The 13,925-nt window shown below is 65.0% G+C and carries 21 protein-coding genes; 11 read left to right on the top strand and 10 right to left on the bottom strand.

Annotation, left to right across the window (positions count from 1 at the left end; genetic code table 11):
* Window positions 1-105 precede the first annotated feature (105 nt).
* The 5 genes from K7H93_RS09395 (at window position 106) to K7H93_RS09375 (ending at window position 2,894) form a co-directional block, all read left to right on the top strand.
* Window positions 106-1,149 (top strand): phosphotransferase family protein, encoded by a 1,044-nt coding sequence (locus K7H93_RS09395; protein ID WP_269060211.1) that lies wholly within the window; start codon window positions 106-108, stop codon window positions 1,147-1,149.
* 85 nt (window positions 1,150-1,234) lie between these two features.
* Window positions 1,235-2,056, top strand: coding sequence for a 2,3,4,5-tetrahydropyridine-2,6-dicarboxylate N-succinyltransferase (gene dapD / locus K7H93_RS09390; RefSeq protein ID WP_230783396.1), 822 nt, complete (start codon window positions 1,235-1,237; stop codon window positions 2,054-2,056).
* A gap of 69 nt (window positions 2,057-2,125) precedes the next feature.
* Window positions 2,126-2,440 carry a hypothetical protein gene (locus tag K7H93_RS09385; protein WP_010236354.1) on the top strand — a complete coding sequence of 105 codons (315 nt, stop codon included), beginning with the start codon at window positions 2,126-2,128 and terminating at the stop codon, window positions 2,438-2,440.
* A 21-nt stretch (window positions 2,441-2,461) separates the two neighbouring features.
* Window positions 2,462-2,692 carry a hypervirulence associated TUDOR domain-containing protein gene (locus K7H93_RS09380; protein ID WP_054525362.1) on the top strand — a complete coding sequence of 77 codons (231 nt, stop codon included), beginning with the start codon at window positions 2,462-2,464 and terminating at the stop codon, window positions 2,690-2,692.
* A gap of 10 nt (window positions 2,693-2,702) precedes the next feature.
* On the top strand, window positions 2,703-2,894 hold the full coding sequence (locus K7H93_RS09375; protein WP_010236360.1) for a DUF3008 family protein: 192 nt from the start codon (window positions 2,703-2,705) through the stop codon (window positions 2,892-2,894).
* 26 nt (window positions 2,895-2,920) lie between these two features.
* Here K7H93_RS09375 and K7H93_RS09370 read toward each other — a convergent pair whose 3' ends face one another.
* Complete coding sequence (locus K7H93_RS09370; RefSeq protein WP_230783395.1) at window positions 2,921-4,180, bottom strand: dipeptidase; 1,260 nt, start codon at window positions 4,178-4,180, stop codon at window positions 2,921-2,923.
* Between the two features lie 68 nt (window positions 4,181-4,248).
* On the opposite strand from K7H93_RS09370, the gene K7H93_RS09365 reads away from it, so the two are divergent.
* On the top strand, window positions 4,249-4,680 hold the full coding sequence (locus K7H93_RS09365; RefSeq protein ID WP_230783394.1) for a cupin domain-containing protein: 432 nt from the start codon (window positions 4,249-4,251) through the stop codon (window positions 4,678-4,680).
* Window positions 4,681-4,684: 4 nt separating this feature from the next.
* Window positions 4,685-5,086, top strand: a complete 402-nt coding sequence (locus K7H93_RS09360; RefSeq protein WP_230783393.1) for a DoxX family protein — start codon at window positions 4,685-4,687, stop codon at window positions 5,084-5,086.
* Here the strand turns inward: K7H93_RS09360 and K7H93_RS09355 are convergent.
* Window positions 5,083-5,661: a YbhB/YbcL family Raf kinase inhibitor-like protein gene (locus tag K7H93_RS09355; protein ID WP_230783392.1), complete on the bottom strand. Its 579-nt coding sequence runs from the start codon at window positions 5,659-5,661 to the stop codon at window positions 5,083-5,085. The two genes, K7H93_RS09360 and K7H93_RS09355, sit on opposite strands and share 4 nt — an antisense overlap.
* A 174-nt stretch (window positions 5,662-5,835) precedes the next feature.
* Here K7H93_RS09355 and K7H93_RS09350 point away from each other — a divergent pair, with 174 nt between their 5' ends.
* Complete coding sequence (locus K7H93_RS09350) at window positions 5,836-7,260, top strand: S41 family peptidase (protein WP_230783391.1); 1,425 nt, start codon at window positions 5,836-5,838, stop codon at window positions 7,258-7,260.
* Between the two features lie 12 nt (window positions 7,261-7,272).
* On the opposite strand, the gene K7H93_RS09345 is transcribed toward K7H93_RS09350, so the two are convergent.
* Window positions 7,273-7,656, bottom strand: coding sequence for a response regulator (locus K7H93_RS09345; protein ID WP_010236368.1), 384 nt, complete (start codon window positions 7,654-7,656; stop codon window positions 7,273-7,275).
* Entirely contained in the window at window positions 7,653-8,729 is a 1,077-nt protein-coding gene (locus tag K7H93_RS09340) for a PAS domain-containing protein (RefSeq protein WP_082385221.1), read from the bottom strand. The genes K7H93_RS09345 and K7H93_RS09340 overlap by 4 nt, the downstream gene beginning before the upstream one ends.
* 127 nt (window positions 8,730-8,856) lie before the next feature.
* On the opposite strand from K7H93_RS09340, the gene K7H93_RS09335 reads away from it, so the two are divergent.
* Window positions 8,857-9,231, top strand: coding sequence for an Mpo1-like protein (locus K7H93_RS09335; protein ID WP_230783390.1), 375 nt, complete (start codon window positions 8,857-8,859; stop codon window positions 9,229-9,231).
* On the opposite strand, the gene K7H93_RS09330 is transcribed toward K7H93_RS09335, so the two are convergent.
* Window positions 9,228-9,653 carry a COG3650 family protein gene (locus tag K7H93_RS09330; protein WP_054525355.1) on the bottom strand — a complete coding sequence of 142 codons (426 nt, stop codon included), beginning with the start codon at window positions 9,651-9,653 and terminating at the stop codon, window positions 9,228-9,230. The two genes, K7H93_RS09335 and K7H93_RS09330, sit on opposite strands and share 4 nt — an antisense overlap.
* A 172-nt stretch (window positions 9,654-9,825) precedes the next feature.
* Between K7H93_RS09330 and K7H93_RS09325 the strand changes: the two genes are divergently transcribed.
* Window positions 9,826-10,350, top strand: a complete 525-nt coding sequence (locus K7H93_RS09325; protein ID WP_230783389.1) for a hypothetical protein — start codon at window positions 9,826-9,828, stop codon at window positions 10,348-10,350.
* A gap of 78 nt (window positions 10,351-10,428) precedes the next feature.
* On the opposite strand, the gene K7H93_RS09320 is transcribed toward K7H93_RS09325, so the two are convergent.
* The 4 genes from K7H93_RS09320 to K7H93_RS09305 form a co-directional block, all read right to left on the bottom strand.
* A complete protein-coding gene (locus K7H93_RS09320; protein ID WP_226663242.1) occupies window positions 10,429-11,013 on the bottom strand; it encodes a fasciclin domain-containing protein in 585 nt (194 codons plus the stop codon).
* A gap of 142 nt (window positions 11,014-11,155) precedes the next feature.
* Window positions 11,156-11,563 (bottom strand): DUF6491 family protein, encoded by a 408-nt coding sequence (locus K7H93_RS09315; protein ID WP_230783388.1) that lies wholly within the window; start codon window positions 11,561-11,563, stop codon window positions 11,156-11,158.
* A gap of 224 nt (window positions 11,564-11,787) precedes the next feature.
* Window positions 11,788-11,988: a hypothetical protein gene (locus tag K7H93_RS09310; RefSeq protein WP_010236380.1), complete on the bottom strand. Its 201-nt coding sequence runs from the start codon at window positions 11,986-11,988 to the stop codon at window positions 11,788-11,790.
* Window positions 11,989-12,061: 73 nt separating this feature from the next.
* Window positions 12,062-12,274 (bottom strand): cold-shock protein, encoded by a 213-nt coding sequence (locus tag K7H93_RS09305; RefSeq protein WP_010236382.1) that lies wholly within the window; start codon window positions 12,272-12,274, stop codon window positions 12,062-12,064.
* 317 nt (window positions 12,275-12,591) lie between these two features.
* Here K7H93_RS09305 and K7H93_RS09300 point away from each other — a divergent pair, with 317 nt between their 5' ends.
* Window positions 12,592-13,020, top strand: a complete 429-nt coding sequence (locus K7H93_RS09300; RefSeq protein ID WP_230783387.1) for a PRC-barrel domain containing protein — start codon at window positions 12,592-12,594, stop codon at window positions 13,018-13,020.
* 252 nt (window positions 13,021-13,272) lie between these two features.
* Here the strand turns inward: K7H93_RS09300 and K7H93_RS09295 are convergent, their stop codons facing one another.
* Window positions 13,273-13,872, bottom strand: coding sequence for a hypothetical protein (locus K7H93_RS09295; RefSeq protein ID WP_230783386.1), 600 nt, complete (start codon window positions 13,870-13,872; stop codon window positions 13,273-13,275).
* Window positions 13,873-13,925 lie beyond the last annotated feature (53 nt).

Below are 13,925 nucleotides of genomic sequence, written 5' to 3'. Positions count from 1 at the left end.
CGACCGGAATTTCGCGAACGGGCGCGGTACAGGTGCCAGCATAGAGACTGGCCGCCATTGGTTTAGGAGAGGAAGTTCGTGGCAGCTATCGACTACGAGAAGGAAATGGTCGGCACGGTCGACGTGCCCGAGGCCGACAAGCTGGACGAAGCGGCGCTGACCGCGTGGTTCGAGGAGAATGTGGAGGACTTCGAAGGGCCCCTCACCCTCTCGAAGTTCAAGGGCGGACAGTCCAACCCGACCTACAAGGTGGCGACGTCCAGCCGCAATTACGTGCTGCGCCGCCAGCCCTTCGGCAAGCTGCTGCCATCGGCCCACGCGGTCGACCGCGAATACACCGTGATGAGCGCGCTTGGGCCCACCGGCTTCCCCGTGCCGCGCACCTTCGGGCTGTGTGAAGACGCGGACGTGATCGGCTCCAAGTTCTTCGCCATGGAACTGATCCAGGGCCGCAACCTGTGGAACGGCGCGCTGCCCGATTACCAGCCGGACGAGCGGCGCGAGATCTACCACGCGATGGTCGACACGCTGGCCGATCTGCACACCACCGATCCCAAGAAGATCGGGCTGGGCGACTACGGCAAACCACAGGATTACTGCGCGCGCCAGATTGCCCGCTGGACCAAGCAGTACAAGCTTTCCGAAACCGAAGAGATTCCGGAGATGGAAGCGCTGATCGCGTGGCTTCCCGAGACGGTGCCCGAACAGCACGCCAGCGGGATCGTCCATGGCGACTACCGGCTCGACAACATGATCTTCCATGCAGACGAGAACCGCGTTGCCGCGGTGCTCGACTGGGAGCTGTCGACACTGGGCGATCCGATCGCGGATTTCAGCTACTTCGTGCTCAACTGGCACAATCCGTCCGACGGCCGGGCCGGGCTCGGTGGTAAGGACCTGAAGGCGCTGGGCATCCCCACCGCAGAGGAAGTCACCCAGCGCTATGTCGAACGGACCGGCTACCCGGTGCCCGACATGGACTGGTACTTCGCCTTCAACCTGTTCAAGTTTGCCGGGATCATCCAGGGCATCAAGAAGCGCGTGATCGACGGCACTGCCTCGTCAGCGCATGCCAAGCAGATGAGCGAGCGGGTGCGCCCGCTGGTGCAGTCCGCCTACGACTTCGCCAAGCGCGCCGGGCTCGACTGAGCGGGCGCGCTTCACAACCGCGCAGGGGCTCGCTAGCAGGCATGGCGAAGACGGGGCCGGTCCCCGGTGCAGGAGTGATTTGAGGATGAGCGACGAACACCGGCAGGTGATCGAACAGGCATGGGAGAACCGCGATTCTCTCGATACCGGCGATGTGGACCTGCGCGAAGCGGTCGAAAGTGCGATTACCAGCCTCGACGAAGGCAGCGCGCGGGTTGCGGAGCCTGACGGCAATGGCGGCTGGCAGGTCAACCAGTGGCTGAAGAAGGCCGTGCTGCTCTCGTTCCGCCTGTCGGACAACCGGGTGATGGACGGCGCGGTCGGCTCGCCCGCGTTCGACAAGGTGCCCAGCAAGTTCGCCGGCTGGGGCGAAGCGCGCTTCCGCGAAGCGGGTTTCCGCGTCGTTCCCGGTGCGATCGCGCGGCGCGGCAGCTTCATCGGCAAGAACTGCGTGCTGATGCCCAGCTTCACCAATATCGGTGCCTATGTGGGTGAAAACACCATGCTGGACACTTGGGCCAGCGTCGGCAGCTGCGCGCAGGTCGGCGCGAACTGCCACATCTCCGCCGGCGCAGGGATCGGCGGCGTACTTGAACCGCTGCAGGCCAACCCGACGATCATCGGCGACAACTGCTTCATCGGCGCACGCTCCGAAATCGTCGAGGGCGTGATCGTGGGCGAAGGCTGCGTGGTCGCTATGGGCGTGTTCATCACCCAGTCGACCAAGATCGTGGTGCGCGACACGGGCGAAGTGCTGCGCGGACACATCCCGCCTTATTCGGTGGTGGTGCCGGGCAGCCTTCCGGGCAAGGATGGCGAGCCGTCGCTGGCATGTGCGGTGATCGTCAAGACGGTCGACGCACAGACTCGCGAGAAGACCGGCATCAACGAATTGCTGCGCGACTGATCGGCATTCAAGGAACCGCGCGGCAGACGAGCCGTTGGTTATTTTCGGTGGACGGAAAGGTAATTTGAGATGACTGATAACCGCGATAGCAAAGTTCGTATCGACGAAGAAGACGTCAGCGGCGGCAGCAAGGAAGGCGTCGTGCGCTGGGTTCTGGGCATCGGCCTGCTTCTTGCGATCGTGCTGCTGTCGGTCATCTGGATCGTCCCCGCACTGATGCAGGGCGATGCTGAGGAAGAGGCCACGATGACGGGTACGATGGAAGCACGCGGTGCGCCCATCGGCAGCGACACGGACGGCATCATCGAAGAAGCTCCGGGCGACGAAGGCGTTGCCGAGGAACCGGCGGCCAACGACGAAGTTGTTGCTACCGAACAGGAATAACCGGCCAGGAGCCCCGATTTCATGAGCAATACGAACAGCTTCCAGAGCGATCAGTATGTGCAGTGGGATTGGGGCAACGGCACTGCCAAGGGCCAGATCAAGGAGCGTTTCGAACGCGAGGTGACCCGCACCCTGCAGGGCAGCGAGATCACCAGGAAGGGCTCAGAAGACGACCCCGCCTACCTCATCAAACAGGATGATGGCGACGAAGTGCTCAAGCTGGGCTCCGAAATCGAAGCACAAGACAGCTGAGGATCACGCCATGCCCAAGGCCAAATCGAAGAAGCAGCAACAGGCGGCAGGCGCCGCCCTCTCCGCCAAGCGCGGCGAGACGGACAAGTCCGATCTTCAGGGCGCATCCGTGGGCATGTACGAAAGCATGACCGAGGACGAACTGGAGGAAATGGCCTCCACCGACCGCGAAGACCTGCCCGAGGAAGTCGACGGAGACTGAGCGGGCCGGGCGTCAGCCCGCCCTCCTCACTCGCCGCCGCCCGCAGGGTACTCGTAAGGCGGCACATCGGCCATCGCTGCGCTGGTCGCCTCGACGCCGCGCATCACCCGCATCATGTTGCGGAAGCTGATCTTCTCCAGATCCTCCTGCGAGTATCCGCGCCGCGCCAGTTCGGTGAACAGAGCGGGGTATGTCGAGACATCCTCCAGCCCCTCAGGCCCGAAAGGAATGCCGTCGTAGTCCCCGCCGATCCCGATCGCGTCGATCCCGGCAATCTTGCGGACGTGATCGATATGGTCGGCCATGTCGGCGATATTGGCGGGCGGATAGGGGTTGGCCTCGTCCCACGCAGACATGCCTGCCACAACCGCGTCCGGCTGGCCCTGCCACAGCGCCTTCAACCGCGCCTCCTCGGCATCGCGCTGCGCGTTCCACACCCGCGCGTCCTCGCTGATGAAGCCCGGCACCGCGGTGACCATGATGATCCCGCCGTTCTCCGGCAGACGCCGCAGCACCGCATCGGGCACGTTGCGCGCGTGGCCGTTGATCGCGCGGGCGGAGGAATGGCTGAAGATCACCGGCGCGCGGCTCACGTCGAGCGCATCCATCATCGTCTTCTCGGACACGTGGCTGAGATCGACCACCATGCCGATCCGGTTCATCTCGCGCACCAGGTCCTTGCCGAAATCGGTCAGCCCACCATGCTCGGGATCGTCGGTCGCGCTGTCCGCCCACGGCGTGTTGCGGCTGTGCGTCAGCGTCATGTAGCGCGCGCCCAGATCGTACATCTGGCGCAGCACCGCGAGGCTCGACCCGATCGAGTGGCCGCCTTCCATGCCCAGCAGTCCGGCGATCTTGCCCTGCACCTGCGCCGCCGCGACATCGTCCGCGCTCAGCGCCAGCGTCATGTCATTGGGGTAACGGGCGATCAGCCGCTTCGCGACGTCGATCTGCTCGAGCGTCATCTGCACCGCTTCGGGCTCGTCGAGCGAGGCGGGAACGTAGACCGACCACCACTGCGCGCCGACATGCCCGGCACGCAACCGCGCCAGGTCTGTATGCATCGCGTTGCGCGTTTCGGTCCTGGTCGCGCTTGTGTCGGCAAAGTCGAACCCGTCGAGCACATTGTCGAACCGGCTGCGCAGCTGGATCGGCACGTCGTTGTGCCCGTCCCACACCGGCGCTGCTTCGAGCGCGGCCTGCGCGATTTCGTCCGGCGTCTGCGCGAAAGCAGGCGCGCACAACAGCGCGGCGAGTGCGGAAGCGGTGGCGAAACGACGCAGCATGTAGTGACTCCCCTGTCTCTGTCGGCCTAGGCATACCGGTGCACCGGCAAAAAGGAAGATGCGGAGCCATGATGACCGCCCGCGATATGATCGACCGCTATCGGCTCCAGCCCCATCCAGAAGGCGGCTGGTACCGCGAGACCTTCCGCGCAGGCGAGAAGGATGGGCGGGCGAGCGCAACGATGATCCTCTTCCTGCTGGAGGCGGGGCAGGCATCGCACTGGCACCGTGTCGATGCGGACGAGCTGTGGCTGTGGCACGCGGGCGATCCGCTCGCGCTCAGGATCGCGGAAGACGGGGATGCTGCCGTGGATACGATCGTGCTCGGCGACAGCAACGAGCCGGCGTGGCAGGGAGTGGTTCCGCAGGGCCAGTGGCAGGCGGCGATGCCGCTGCCCGGGTCGCACGGCTATGCCTTCGTTTCCTGCGTCGTTGCGCCGGGGTTCGAGTTCGACGGGTTCGAACTGGCACCGCCCGGCTGGGCACCGAAGAGGGCCTGAGGCGATGGCACGTACCGCAACCCGCTGGTTTCTCGCCCTGGCCTACCTCGCGGCGGGCGTCCTGCACATTGCAGCGCCCGGCCCCTTCCTGTCGATCATGCCCGGCTTCGTGCCTCTGCCCGAGGCGGTCGTGTTCGCCACCGGAGTTGCCGAAATCCTCGGCGCCATCGCGCTTGCGCAGCCCGTCTCGCCTGCGCTGAGAGCGGCCGGAGGCATCGGGCTGGCGCTTTACGCGCTGTGCGTATGGCCGGCGAACGTCCAGCACATGATCACAGACCTCGCCAGCGCCGATGGCGGCCTCGGCCTCGGCTATCACATCCCGCGCATGTTCGCGCAGCCGGTCATCATCTGGGCCGCGTTGTGGGCCAGCCGGGTGATCGACTGGCCCTTCGCGAAGCGGGTCTAGGCGTCGTCTTCGAGGTCGCCCAGATCCTCTTCATCCGAACCGCTGTAGCTCGCTGAGAGCACGCAGGCAGCCATCACATGGCCTTCCATCGCGGCAAACAGCTCCGCCTTGCCCGCGCCGGGCATCAGCGCGATCGGCAGGTCGAGCGCGAACAGCTGGAACACGAAGCAGTGCGGCGCGCCATCGGGATCGACCTTGGGGAGCAGCCATTCGGAATTGCCCTGGTCGTTCTTACCCGTGCGCGGCGGGGTCTCGCCCTCCAGCAGCTTGCCGTGCTGCGCGGGCAGGCCCCAGACCAGCCAGTGGCAGGTCGGATCGGCCTGGCTCGCATCCTCGACCGCAAGAACCAATTCCTCCGCGCCCTTGGGCGGCGCGGTCCATTCCATCGGCGGCGCAACCGCGTCTTCTTCATCCGCGGTGAAGCACGGGTCGAGCTCCTCGCCTTGCCCGAAGGCGGGGCTGGTGAGGGAAAAGCCGTTGCGCCCGATCGTCTCGCGCTTTGCGAATCGCGCGATCGCAAGCTTGGCATTGGCAGGGCAAGACGAGGGCAGAACTGCGGAAAGCCAGTCGGTCATGGGTCGGTGAATCTCCTTTGTTCCCCCCCGGGTAGGCGTTTGCGGCGATCGATGTAAGGCCCCGGCGCTCGCTCGCTAGTGAAGAGCACCGCGCGCACGGGGCTTTTCGAGATAGACAAGCAAGGGCGCTGGGGAATATCCCGTGGATACGGGAAGTTGAGAGGAAAATCAGCAATGTCGATCGGTCGCACCTCGCTCGCACTGGCACTCGCCGGGACGCTTGTTGCCTGCGGAGGTGGCGGGGGCAATTCGTCGCCCGCGACGGGAGGCACGCCTACACCGAGCCCGGCGACCTCGGCCTGCTCGCTCGAGAACCGCAAGGCATGGGTGCTCGACCAGCTGCGCACCTATTACCTGTTCCCCGACCTGCTCGATACCGGCGTAAACCCGGCGGCCTATCCGACCGTGCAATCCTATATCGACGCGCTGGTTGCCCCTGCCCGCGCACTGGGCCGCGACCGCTCATTCACCTACATCACGTCGATCGAGGAAGAGACCCGGCTGATCAATTCGGGGGCCTCGGCAGGCTTCGGGATCCGTCTGGCCTACGACACCTCGGCGGGAAGGGTGTTCGTGTTGGAGGCGTTCGAAAATGCGCCAGCCTTCGCGCAAGGTTTCGATCGTGGGACCGAGATTTTGGCGGTCAACGGTACCTCCACCGCCAGCCTGCTTGCCTCTGGCGGGCCGCAGGCATTCAGCGATGCGCTGGGGTCCAGCAACCCTGGCGTTACCCGCACCTTCACGATCCGCCAGCCAGACCAGACCGAGGCGACTGTCAGCGTGATCAAGAGCGAGTACGAGCTCGATCCGATCTCCGACCGATACGGTGTGAAGGTGATCGACAATGGCGGCACCCCGGTCGGCTATATCAACCTGCGCACCTTCATCGTCGAAGATGCAGGTACGCAGTTGCGCGCGGCGATCGACGGTTTCCGCCAGCAGGGTATCAGCGAGGTGATCCTCGATTTCCGCTATAATGGCGGCGGGCTCGTCTCGGTGGCGGAAACGCTCGGCGATCTGCTCGGCGCGGACAAGGTAGGCCAACAATTCAGCCGCACGATCTTCCGCGATTCGCTCTCCAGCAACAACGCGACCAGACTGTTCGAAACCCGGCCTCAGGCCATCGCTGCGACCAAGGTCGCGCTGATCGGTACCGGCTCGACCGCATCGGCGAGCGAGCTGGTCGGCAATGCGTTCATTCCCTATCTGGGCAACAACACCGCGCTGGTCGGCAGCAACACCTATGGCAAGCCGGTCGGCCAGATCGCGCGCGACAAGGCCGAGTGCGACGACCGCCTGCGCGTGGTCGCGTTCCGCACGGTCAATGCCGCCGGCGGTGGGGATTATTACAATGGCCTCGCGAGCGTCTATCCGCAGACCTGCGCAGCGGGGGACGACATCTTCGATCCGTTGGGCTCGGTCGACGAAGCTTCGACCGGTGCGGCGCTAGGCTTCCTGCGCGGAGCAGCGTGCAGTGCCATCGGTCAGGCTGGCGCGGCAGGCCAGAGCCAGCGCGGACAGATCAAGCAGGTCGAATATCAGGCGATCAGGCCGACCGAGCCGAGCGCGGCCCAATACCGCATTCCCGGGCTGTTCTAGCCCGGGCAGTCTTCAGGATGCCTGGCGGGTTGCCGCAGGCTCTGCGAGTGCGAGCGCCGCATCGACGACCTTGCTGGAGCAAGCCGGCTTGGCAATCAAACGCGCATTGAGCGCGGCAAGCGTCCCTTCCTGCCGGTTGAGGTCGCCCGAGTGCAGAATGTAGGGGATCTCGCGCCGCTCCAGCTCGCGTGCGACCGGCATGCAGGTTTCTCCATCGCGCAGCGTCACGTCGAGCACCGCGCACGAGACACTGCCTTGCGCCTCTATATGCGCCAGCGCCTCGCGCACATTGGTCGCGGTCAGCGGACGGCATTCACGGTCTTCCGCCGCGAATTCGAGATCCATCAGGATCAGCGGTTCGTCATCCAGCAACAGGATGCGGCATCCATCGATCACGTATTGCCCCCTTCGATCGGCACGGTCAGGACTGCGTGCAGCCCCTCCGGCTTCCATTCTCTCTCAATCGTGCCTCGCGCCGCAGCTACCATACGATTCATAATAGTCGCTCCGGTGCCAATATGCGCCGGCGCACCGGAAATTGGTGCTCCGCCGGTTTCGATCCAGGTCAGCACCGCGTTGCCATCGCGCCGCTGCCAGTCGACCGACACCTGCCCGTCATACCCCTCGGCCCAGGCGCCGTAGCGTGTGGCATTGGCCGCCAGCTCATGAAGCACAAGGCCGATCAGCGACATGGCCGAAAATGGCACCTGTGCGCCGTTACCCAGAAACTTCACCCGCTCGTCGACCGCGTAAGGCTCGAGGATCGCCTTCACCGCAGGGCCAAGATCGATCACCCCGACCGATGCTTCGTCGAGGGTGGTCTCGTAGGCCCGGCCCAGCGCATGGATGCGGCTGTTGATCTCCGACGTAGTGTCTTCCACCCCGCGCACCCGGCCCATCACGTTGACGATGCCCGATATGACCGAGAACATGTTCTTGATCCGGTGCGACAATTCGCGCGCCATCGCCCGGGCGTGGCGCTCTTCCTCACGCGCGGCGCGCACGTCCGACACGTCCCACTGGCTACCGAAGAAGTAGAGCAGCTTGCCCTGCGCATCGTAGATCGGGCCCAGATGCAGCGCGTTCCAGAACTCGGTGCCGTCCTTGCGGTAGTTGAGCAGTTCGACCACCACCACGTCTTCGTTCTCGATCGCCTCGCGGACCCGGCTGACCTCTGCGCGGTCGGTCTTGGGGCCTTGCAGGAAGCGGCAGTTACGGCCGAGAATTTCGTCTTCGTCGTAACCGGTCAGCCGGCGGAACGCGCGGTTCGCGAACACGATCGGCTGATCGGGCAGGTTCGGATCGCTCAGGCACACCGCCATCCGCGTCTGCGCCATCGCCTGTTCGAACAGCACGCCCGAGGTGTCGGAGAACCGGTCCTCGTGCCCGACATCCTTCATGTCGCGCCGCGGCCGGGCATTGGGATCGCGTTGCGATGCCTGACTATGTACTTCGGGTCGGTCGGCCATAGGTGTCCGTTAAGCTGGTGCCCGAAGGCTGCGCGCTATTAACATTGATCGCTTGAACGAGCATATTCCGCGCTCGTTCCTGCATTTTCTTCGCGCGCATTCCTTTTTCGGGCATCTGCGCGCGTCGATGGTTCGGAAGCATCTCGAGGAGGCATTGATGGGCGTGCGCACCTACACCACTTTTGCGGAGTTCTGGCCCTTCTACCTGCGCGAACACAGCCGCCCGGCAACGCGCCGGCTTCACTATGTCGGCACCGCGCTGGTCATCGCGCTGGCGGTGGTCGCGCTGGCGAGCCGCAACTGGTGGCTGCTGCTTGCGCTGCCCGTGGCGGGCTATTTCTTTGCCTGGATCGCGCATTTCCGGGTCGAACGGAACCGCCCGGCGACCTTCACCTATCCGCTGTGGAGCCTGATCGCCGATTTCCGGATGTTCTTCCTGTGGATCACCGGGCGGCTCGGCCCGGAGCTCGATCGCGCAGGCGTGAACAGACCGCAAGGCTAGGGCGCCTCCGGGCCTTCGAAGGGTTGCGCATCGGTCCACGCGCAGCCTTCGCGCGTGTCGTCGCCGATCTTCAGCGTCACCGTGTAGGGATAGGTCCGGTCGCTCATCCCGTCGGAGCAGGCACCCGGCGTTACCGTCATGTCGAACGCCGCCCCGTCGAGCGTACCGGAAAAGCCGAGCCCGCCCTGCCCGCTGAACCGACGGACAGCAAACCTGATGCCATCAGCATTCTCGGGCGTCTTGTAGGTCAGGCTCTCCCCACTCACCTTGCCGCTCCAGAAAGGCTCGGTGCCGGTGAAGCGGATCGTCTCACTCTTGCCGATAGCGTCGAAACCTTCGGGCGAAGTACCGGGCGCACGCGCTCCGTTCTCGGTCTGGCACGCAGCGAGCAGCAGGGGAATGGCAACAACCAGCAGGCGCATGGGGGTTCCTTTCGGCGAGAGAGGGTGCTTTGTTACAGGCGCGTTATCTATCCTGCCCCGCAGGAAACGGAAAGCGCGGGCGATCGCAAGACCTTACGGGAACCCCAGAAGGCGCTTGCGGATTGTGATGGCAAAGGGATTCGACGCAGAATTTGTCAGGGAGTACAGCAAGATGCGCGCCTTACCCGGGATCGTTGGAGCAGTCGCGGTAGTCGCGATCGGCGGTGCGGTAGCCGGTGCCGCGATTGATACGACCCCGCGCCAGACCCACGCCGAGACGCCGCTGCCCGGCCCCGGACCGATCGCGATCGACGACAAGCGTCGTGCCCTCGGCGCCGCAGATCACTACCCGCTGAAGGCGAACGGAAAGACCTACGAGGTCGCCGAACTGCGCGAACGCGGGCTGTACAGCCAGGATCGGTTCGCTCCACGGTTCGGCTATAGCGAAGCCGGTGCCGACCTAGGCGAATTCGACTTCGAGGCTGCGCAGGCCGAGTCCCTGCGGTGGGAGGCCGAGCAGCGCCGCGCGATCGACCAGCAGCGCAGCTATGCACGTCGGGCACCGCCTCGTCCGGCACCGCGCCGTCCGCTGGAGCTCGACCGGCCCGCCCGTGTCGCCCAGCCTTCGCAAGGACAGGCGATCACCTATGTCTCGCGCCCGGTGGTGCAGGAAACCTCCAGCGCGGCTGCGCGCTGATCGCACAAGCCACCGCTACACACACGAAAAGGGCTCCCGTAACCGGGAGCCCTTCGTCGTTCAGAGGTGCGGATGCGCTTACTGCGGCATCAGCACGGTATCGATCACATGGACCACGCCGTTCGAGGCGTCGATATCGGTCATCGTGACGGTTGCGGTGTTGCCCGCCGCATCGCGCAACACGACATTGTCGCCGTCCATCATCGCGGTAAGCTCTGCACCATTGACGGTGGTCAGCGTGTAACCGTCTTCACCCGCGGCCTCGATCGCTGCGGTCAGCGCGGCTGCATCGGTCGTCCCTTCGACGACATGATAGGTGAGGATGTTGGTCAGGTCTTCCTTGCCTGCTTCGCTCATCAGTTCGTCGCGAGTCGCCTGCGGCACCTTGTCGAAGGCGGCGTTGGTCGGTGCGAACACGGTGTATTCACCGCTCGACAGAGTCTCACCGAGGCCCGCCGTGGTTACCGCTTCGACCAGGGTCGAAAGCTGCGGGTCGGCCTGCGCGACTTCGACGATGGTACCGCTGGCCGCGTCATCGACCGCCATCTGGTCGGCGGCGGTGTCATCGGTCATCGCTGCGTCATCGTTGACGGTGTCGGATTCGGCACATGCGGCGAGCGAGAGCGCGGCGACCGAGGCGAGCGTTAGGGCTAGCTTGTTCATGGGGTTATCGTCCTTTTGGGGGCTTCGTAGACACGTCGCAACCGGTTGGCCGCTCCGTTCTCCCCATCAACGGGCTTGGGCTCGCGATGTTCCGATTTTGGCAAAAATGAGGCATCTGGCCGCAATCCCGCACCAGACCCGATTAATCCTCGATCCGGCCGATCACGCGAACCATGCAGCTGTCGGTGCCGCTCGGCGACGGGACCAGCAGGTTCGCGGTATCCCCGGTGCACAGGTTCGACCCGAAGCGGTTGTCGAGCGCAACTTCGTAGGCAAAGTCGATATCCCGGCAGTTGCTCAGCGTTTCGAGCACGAACCGCTCGTTGGCGCGGGTCTTCACGAAGATCCGCTCATTCCCGTTGGGGGCATCGGGCGCTTCGGAATAGCGATCCGCGTTGCGCATGAAGAAGCACTGATTGCTGGTGTCGAGGCCGGCAAGCGTCTCCTCCGCAGCATCGCCTTGCGCGCTCGCGGGTTCGGGAACGGGTGCGCAGGATGCGAGGACGGTTGCCCCGGCCAGGGCCGTCAAGCAGGCGATTGGATTGTTCATAACGAACCTCCTATGCGGTGCGTAAGCGCGGTTATGCTCTGAAAACGGAAAACCGGGCGCGCGCGTTCCCGCCCGGCCCATTGCCGCTTCCCGCCCACGCGCGGAGGCCCGGCTGGCGCATGCGGATCATGCCGAACGGCAAAAGCTGCGCACAGAAGGACGGATGGTGGGCACTGGCTCATCCCTCGGAACAAGCCATATTTTGGGCGAGTAGGAAAGCGGGCTCAGGCCGCGTCGGCTTCCGCCTGCTTGTCACGCACCAGCTTGGCGCGTTCCTCGGCCACGGCGCGGGCGTGTTCGGCAAGGCCGCGCCAGGTCTTCTCGGCGCGCAGTTCGCGGTCGCGCACATTGGCGAGTTCGGCCTTGTCCGCGGCGGCGGCGGCCTGGTCCGCGCGGGCGCAATAGAATTCGTAGCTCTGACTCATGGGGCGTCCTCCGGCGGGGGGTGTTGAAAGAGAAAGGGCGCCGCTTCGGTGTGAAGCGACGCCCTCGCGATGATCAGTCGGCGGCCGAGAGGTTCACGGCGCTTTCCTTGCCATTACGGCCCTGCTCGACTTCGTAGTTGAGACGCTGGTCCTTATCGAGGCCCTGCATCCCGGCCGCCTGGACGGCGGTGATGTGCACGAAGCTGTCGGCCGAGCCGTCGTCCGGCTGGATGAAGCCGAAGCCCTTGTCGCTGTTAAAGAATTTTACGGTGCCAGTCTTGGCCATGTGATGTTCCTTTCAAGAACAATGAATGCCCCTCGCGCGAAATTGCGCGCAGGGTTTTGCGTCAAATCGTCCGATGAAAGGAAAACGTCGTCTGGTTTACGCCGGGGCCCGGGCGGGTAAGCAGGGGCAAGCGGCGAGGCAAATTCCGAAGTCCGTCGCAAATTTCGACGTCAGCGAGGCTTATGTAGCACCGATCGGCCCAATTACCTAATCCCCATTGCCTCATCTCTTGCGCGCCCCTCGCCGCGCCGCCCTGCGAGCGCCGGAACGCGTGCGCGTTCGCGCCGTTGATCGCCCCATACAAGAGGAGACAGATGATGCAGATTCTCAAACTCGCCGCCCTCCCGCTCGCCGCGCTGGCGATTACCGCCTGCGAGTCCGAAGCGGACACGCAGGCCGACATGGCCGAGGACCGGATGGAAACGCAGGCCGAACAGAGCGCCGCTGCGGCGGGCATGGAAGAGGCCGCGCTGGGCATGACCGAGCTGCAGCTGATCGATGCCGACCTGATCGCCGCCGACGGCACCGAACTGGGCGATGTCGAAGCGGTCCACCGCGATGCATCGGGCGCGGTCGACGGGCTGTTCGTCGAGTTGGACAACACCGATCCCGATCGCTTCGTGATGATCCCGCTCGACGGGCTGAGCATGCGGATGGATGGCGACGACAAGGATGTGCAGACCGGGATGACCGCGCAGGACCTCGCCGCCCTGCCCGATGCGCAGATGCCCGCAGCCGGAATGTAAGCGCACCCCGGCCCCACCCTCGACAAGGCCCGCCCGCGCAGAGCCGCCGGGCGGGCTTTTTCGTAGCCTACACCCGCCCCGCCCGGGCTGCGGCGTGGCGGCGGGAGCGCGGAGCCGACCGGGTGACACGTGTCACCCATCTGTCACCCTCGCCCTCAGCACATCTTGCGCGGCACAAACCCCTGTGACCCCGCGATTTTCACCCGGCGCCATCGCCCGCAGGGTGACACATCGCGCATATTGCCCGCCATTTTATCGCGAGCCGTTGCGCGCGCGATCTTCGCTCGCGTCGAGCATGTGGCGCGCCTCGATATCCTTCGCCAGCTTGGTATCATCGCCGAGCAGCCGCTTGCCGTCCGCATCCTGCCACACGACCGGCCCGTGCTCGACCAGGTCGAGCATCTTCTCCCACCGGTCGGACCAGAACTCCGCCGCCGCGCCATAGCGCGACAATCGCTGTGCCCCCTGCACATTGCGGCGTGCGAGGAGGAAGACGGTCAACCGCTCGTCATACCGCCGCCGCGTGCCGACCTGCTCCCCGCCGTGAAACACCGGCTCTTCCACCCCGTGCAATGCGCGTTCGAGCGCGGCCTGGTGCAGCGCGTCATAGCCGTGCTGGAAAGCCGCCTCCCACGCGATATCGAACGGCTCCCCCTTCAGCCGGTTGCGCAGTTTGTAGGCCGACTGACGCGACATGCCGACCGCCTTCGCAGCCGCCTTCACCTGCTGCGTCGCCGCGAGCACGCGCAGGAACTCGGCCATCTTGCGCTTGGTCCAGCGGTCCTCCGGCGGGACGTAGGGGACATCGGCGATGGCAGGGGTGCGGGCGGAGAGTTTTTCGGGATCGCTCATCGAAGAGGTTAAGGCAGATTTGAGCGGAGTAGGAAAGTCGGGGCGCATTGGCG

It is taken from the genome of Citromicrobium bathyomarinum (genome assembly GCF_021021475.1).
GTDB classification, from domain to species: Bacteria; Pseudomonadota; Alphaproteobacteria; order Sphingomonadales; family Sphingomonadaceae; genus Alteriqipengyuania; species Alteriqipengyuania bathyomarina.
This window is presented reverse-complemented; position numbering and strand designations above follow the sequence as displayed.

Coding starts and splice junctions, on each gene's coding strand:
- K7H93_RS09305 (WP_010236382.1), bottom strand. CDS start 12,274: ATGGCCAAGACTGGCACCGTAAAATTCTTTAACAGCGACAAGGGCTTC.
- K7H93_RS09370 (WP_230783395.1), bottom strand. CDS start 4,180: ATGCTGCGTCGTTTCGCCACCGCTTCCGCACTCGCCGCGCTGTTGTGC.
- K7H93_RS09325 (WP_230783389.1), top strand. CDS start 9,826: ATGCGCGCCTTACCCGGGATCGTTGGAGCAGTCGCGGTAGTCGCGATC.
- K7H93_RS09355 (WP_230783392.1), bottom strand. CDS start 5,661: ATGACCGACTGGCTTTCCGCAGTTCTGCCCTCGTCTTGCCCTGCCAAT.
- K7H93_RS09330 (WP_054525355.1), bottom strand. CDS start 9,653: ATGCGCCTGCTGGTTGTTGCCATTCCCCTGCTGCTCGCTGCGTGCCAG.
- K7H93_RS09365 (WP_230783394.1), top strand. CDS start 4,249: ATGATGACCGCCCGCGATATGATCGACCGCTATCGGCTCCAGCCCCAT.
- K7H93_RS09340 (WP_082385221.1), bottom strand. CDS start 8,729: ATGGCCGACCGACCCGAAGTACATAGTCAGGCATCGCAACGCGATCCC.
- K7H93_RS09310 (WP_010236380.1), bottom strand. CDS start 11,988: ATGAGTCAGAGCTACGAATTCTATTGCGCCCGCGCGGACCAGGCCGCC.
- K7H93_RS09395 (WP_269060211.1), top strand. CDS start 106: ATGGTCGGCACGGTCGACGTGCCCGAGGCCGACAAGCTGGACGAAGCG.
- K7H93_RS09335 (WP_230783390.1), top strand. CDS start 8,857: ATGGTTCGGAAGCATCTCGAGGAGGCATTGATGGGCGTGCGCACCTAC.
- K7H93_RS09360 (WP_230783393.1), top strand. CDS start 4,685: ATGGCACGTACCGCAACCCGCTGGTTTCTCGCCCTGGCCTACCTCGCG.
- K7H93_RS09375 (WP_010236360.1), top strand. CDS start 2,703: ATGCCCAAGGCCAAATCGAAGAAGCAGCAACAGGCGGCAGGCGCCGCC.
- K7H93_RS09295 (WP_230783386.1), bottom strand. CDS start 13,872: ATGAGCGATCCCGAAAAACTCTCCGCCCGCACCCCTGCCATCGCCGAT.
- K7H93_RS09380 (WP_054525362.1), top strand. CDS start 2,462: ATGAGCAATACGAACAGCTTCCAGAGCGATCAGTATGTGCAGTGGGAT.
- K7H93_RS09385 (WP_010236354.1), top strand. CDS start 2,126: ATGACTGATAACCGCGATAGCAAAGTTCGTATCGACGAAGAAGACGTC.
- K7H93_RS09320 (WP_226663242.1), bottom strand. CDS start 11,013: ATGAACAAGCTAGCCCTAACGCTCGCCTCGGTCGCCGCGCTCTCGCTC.
- K7H93_RS09350 (WP_230783391.1), top strand. CDS start 5,836: ATGTCGATCGGTCGCACCTCGCTCGCACTGGCACTCGCCGGGACGCTT.
- dapD (WP_230783396.1), top strand. CDS start 1,235: ATGAGCGACGAACACCGGCAGGTGATCGAACAGGCATGGGAGAACCGC.
- K7H93_RS09315 (WP_230783388.1), bottom strand. CDS start 11,563: ATGAACAATCCAATCGCCTGCTTGACGGCCCTGGCCGGGGCAACCGTC.
- K7H93_RS09300 (WP_230783387.1), top strand. CDS start 12,592: ATGCAGATTCTCAAACTCGCCGCCCTCCCGCTCGCCGCGCTGGCGATT.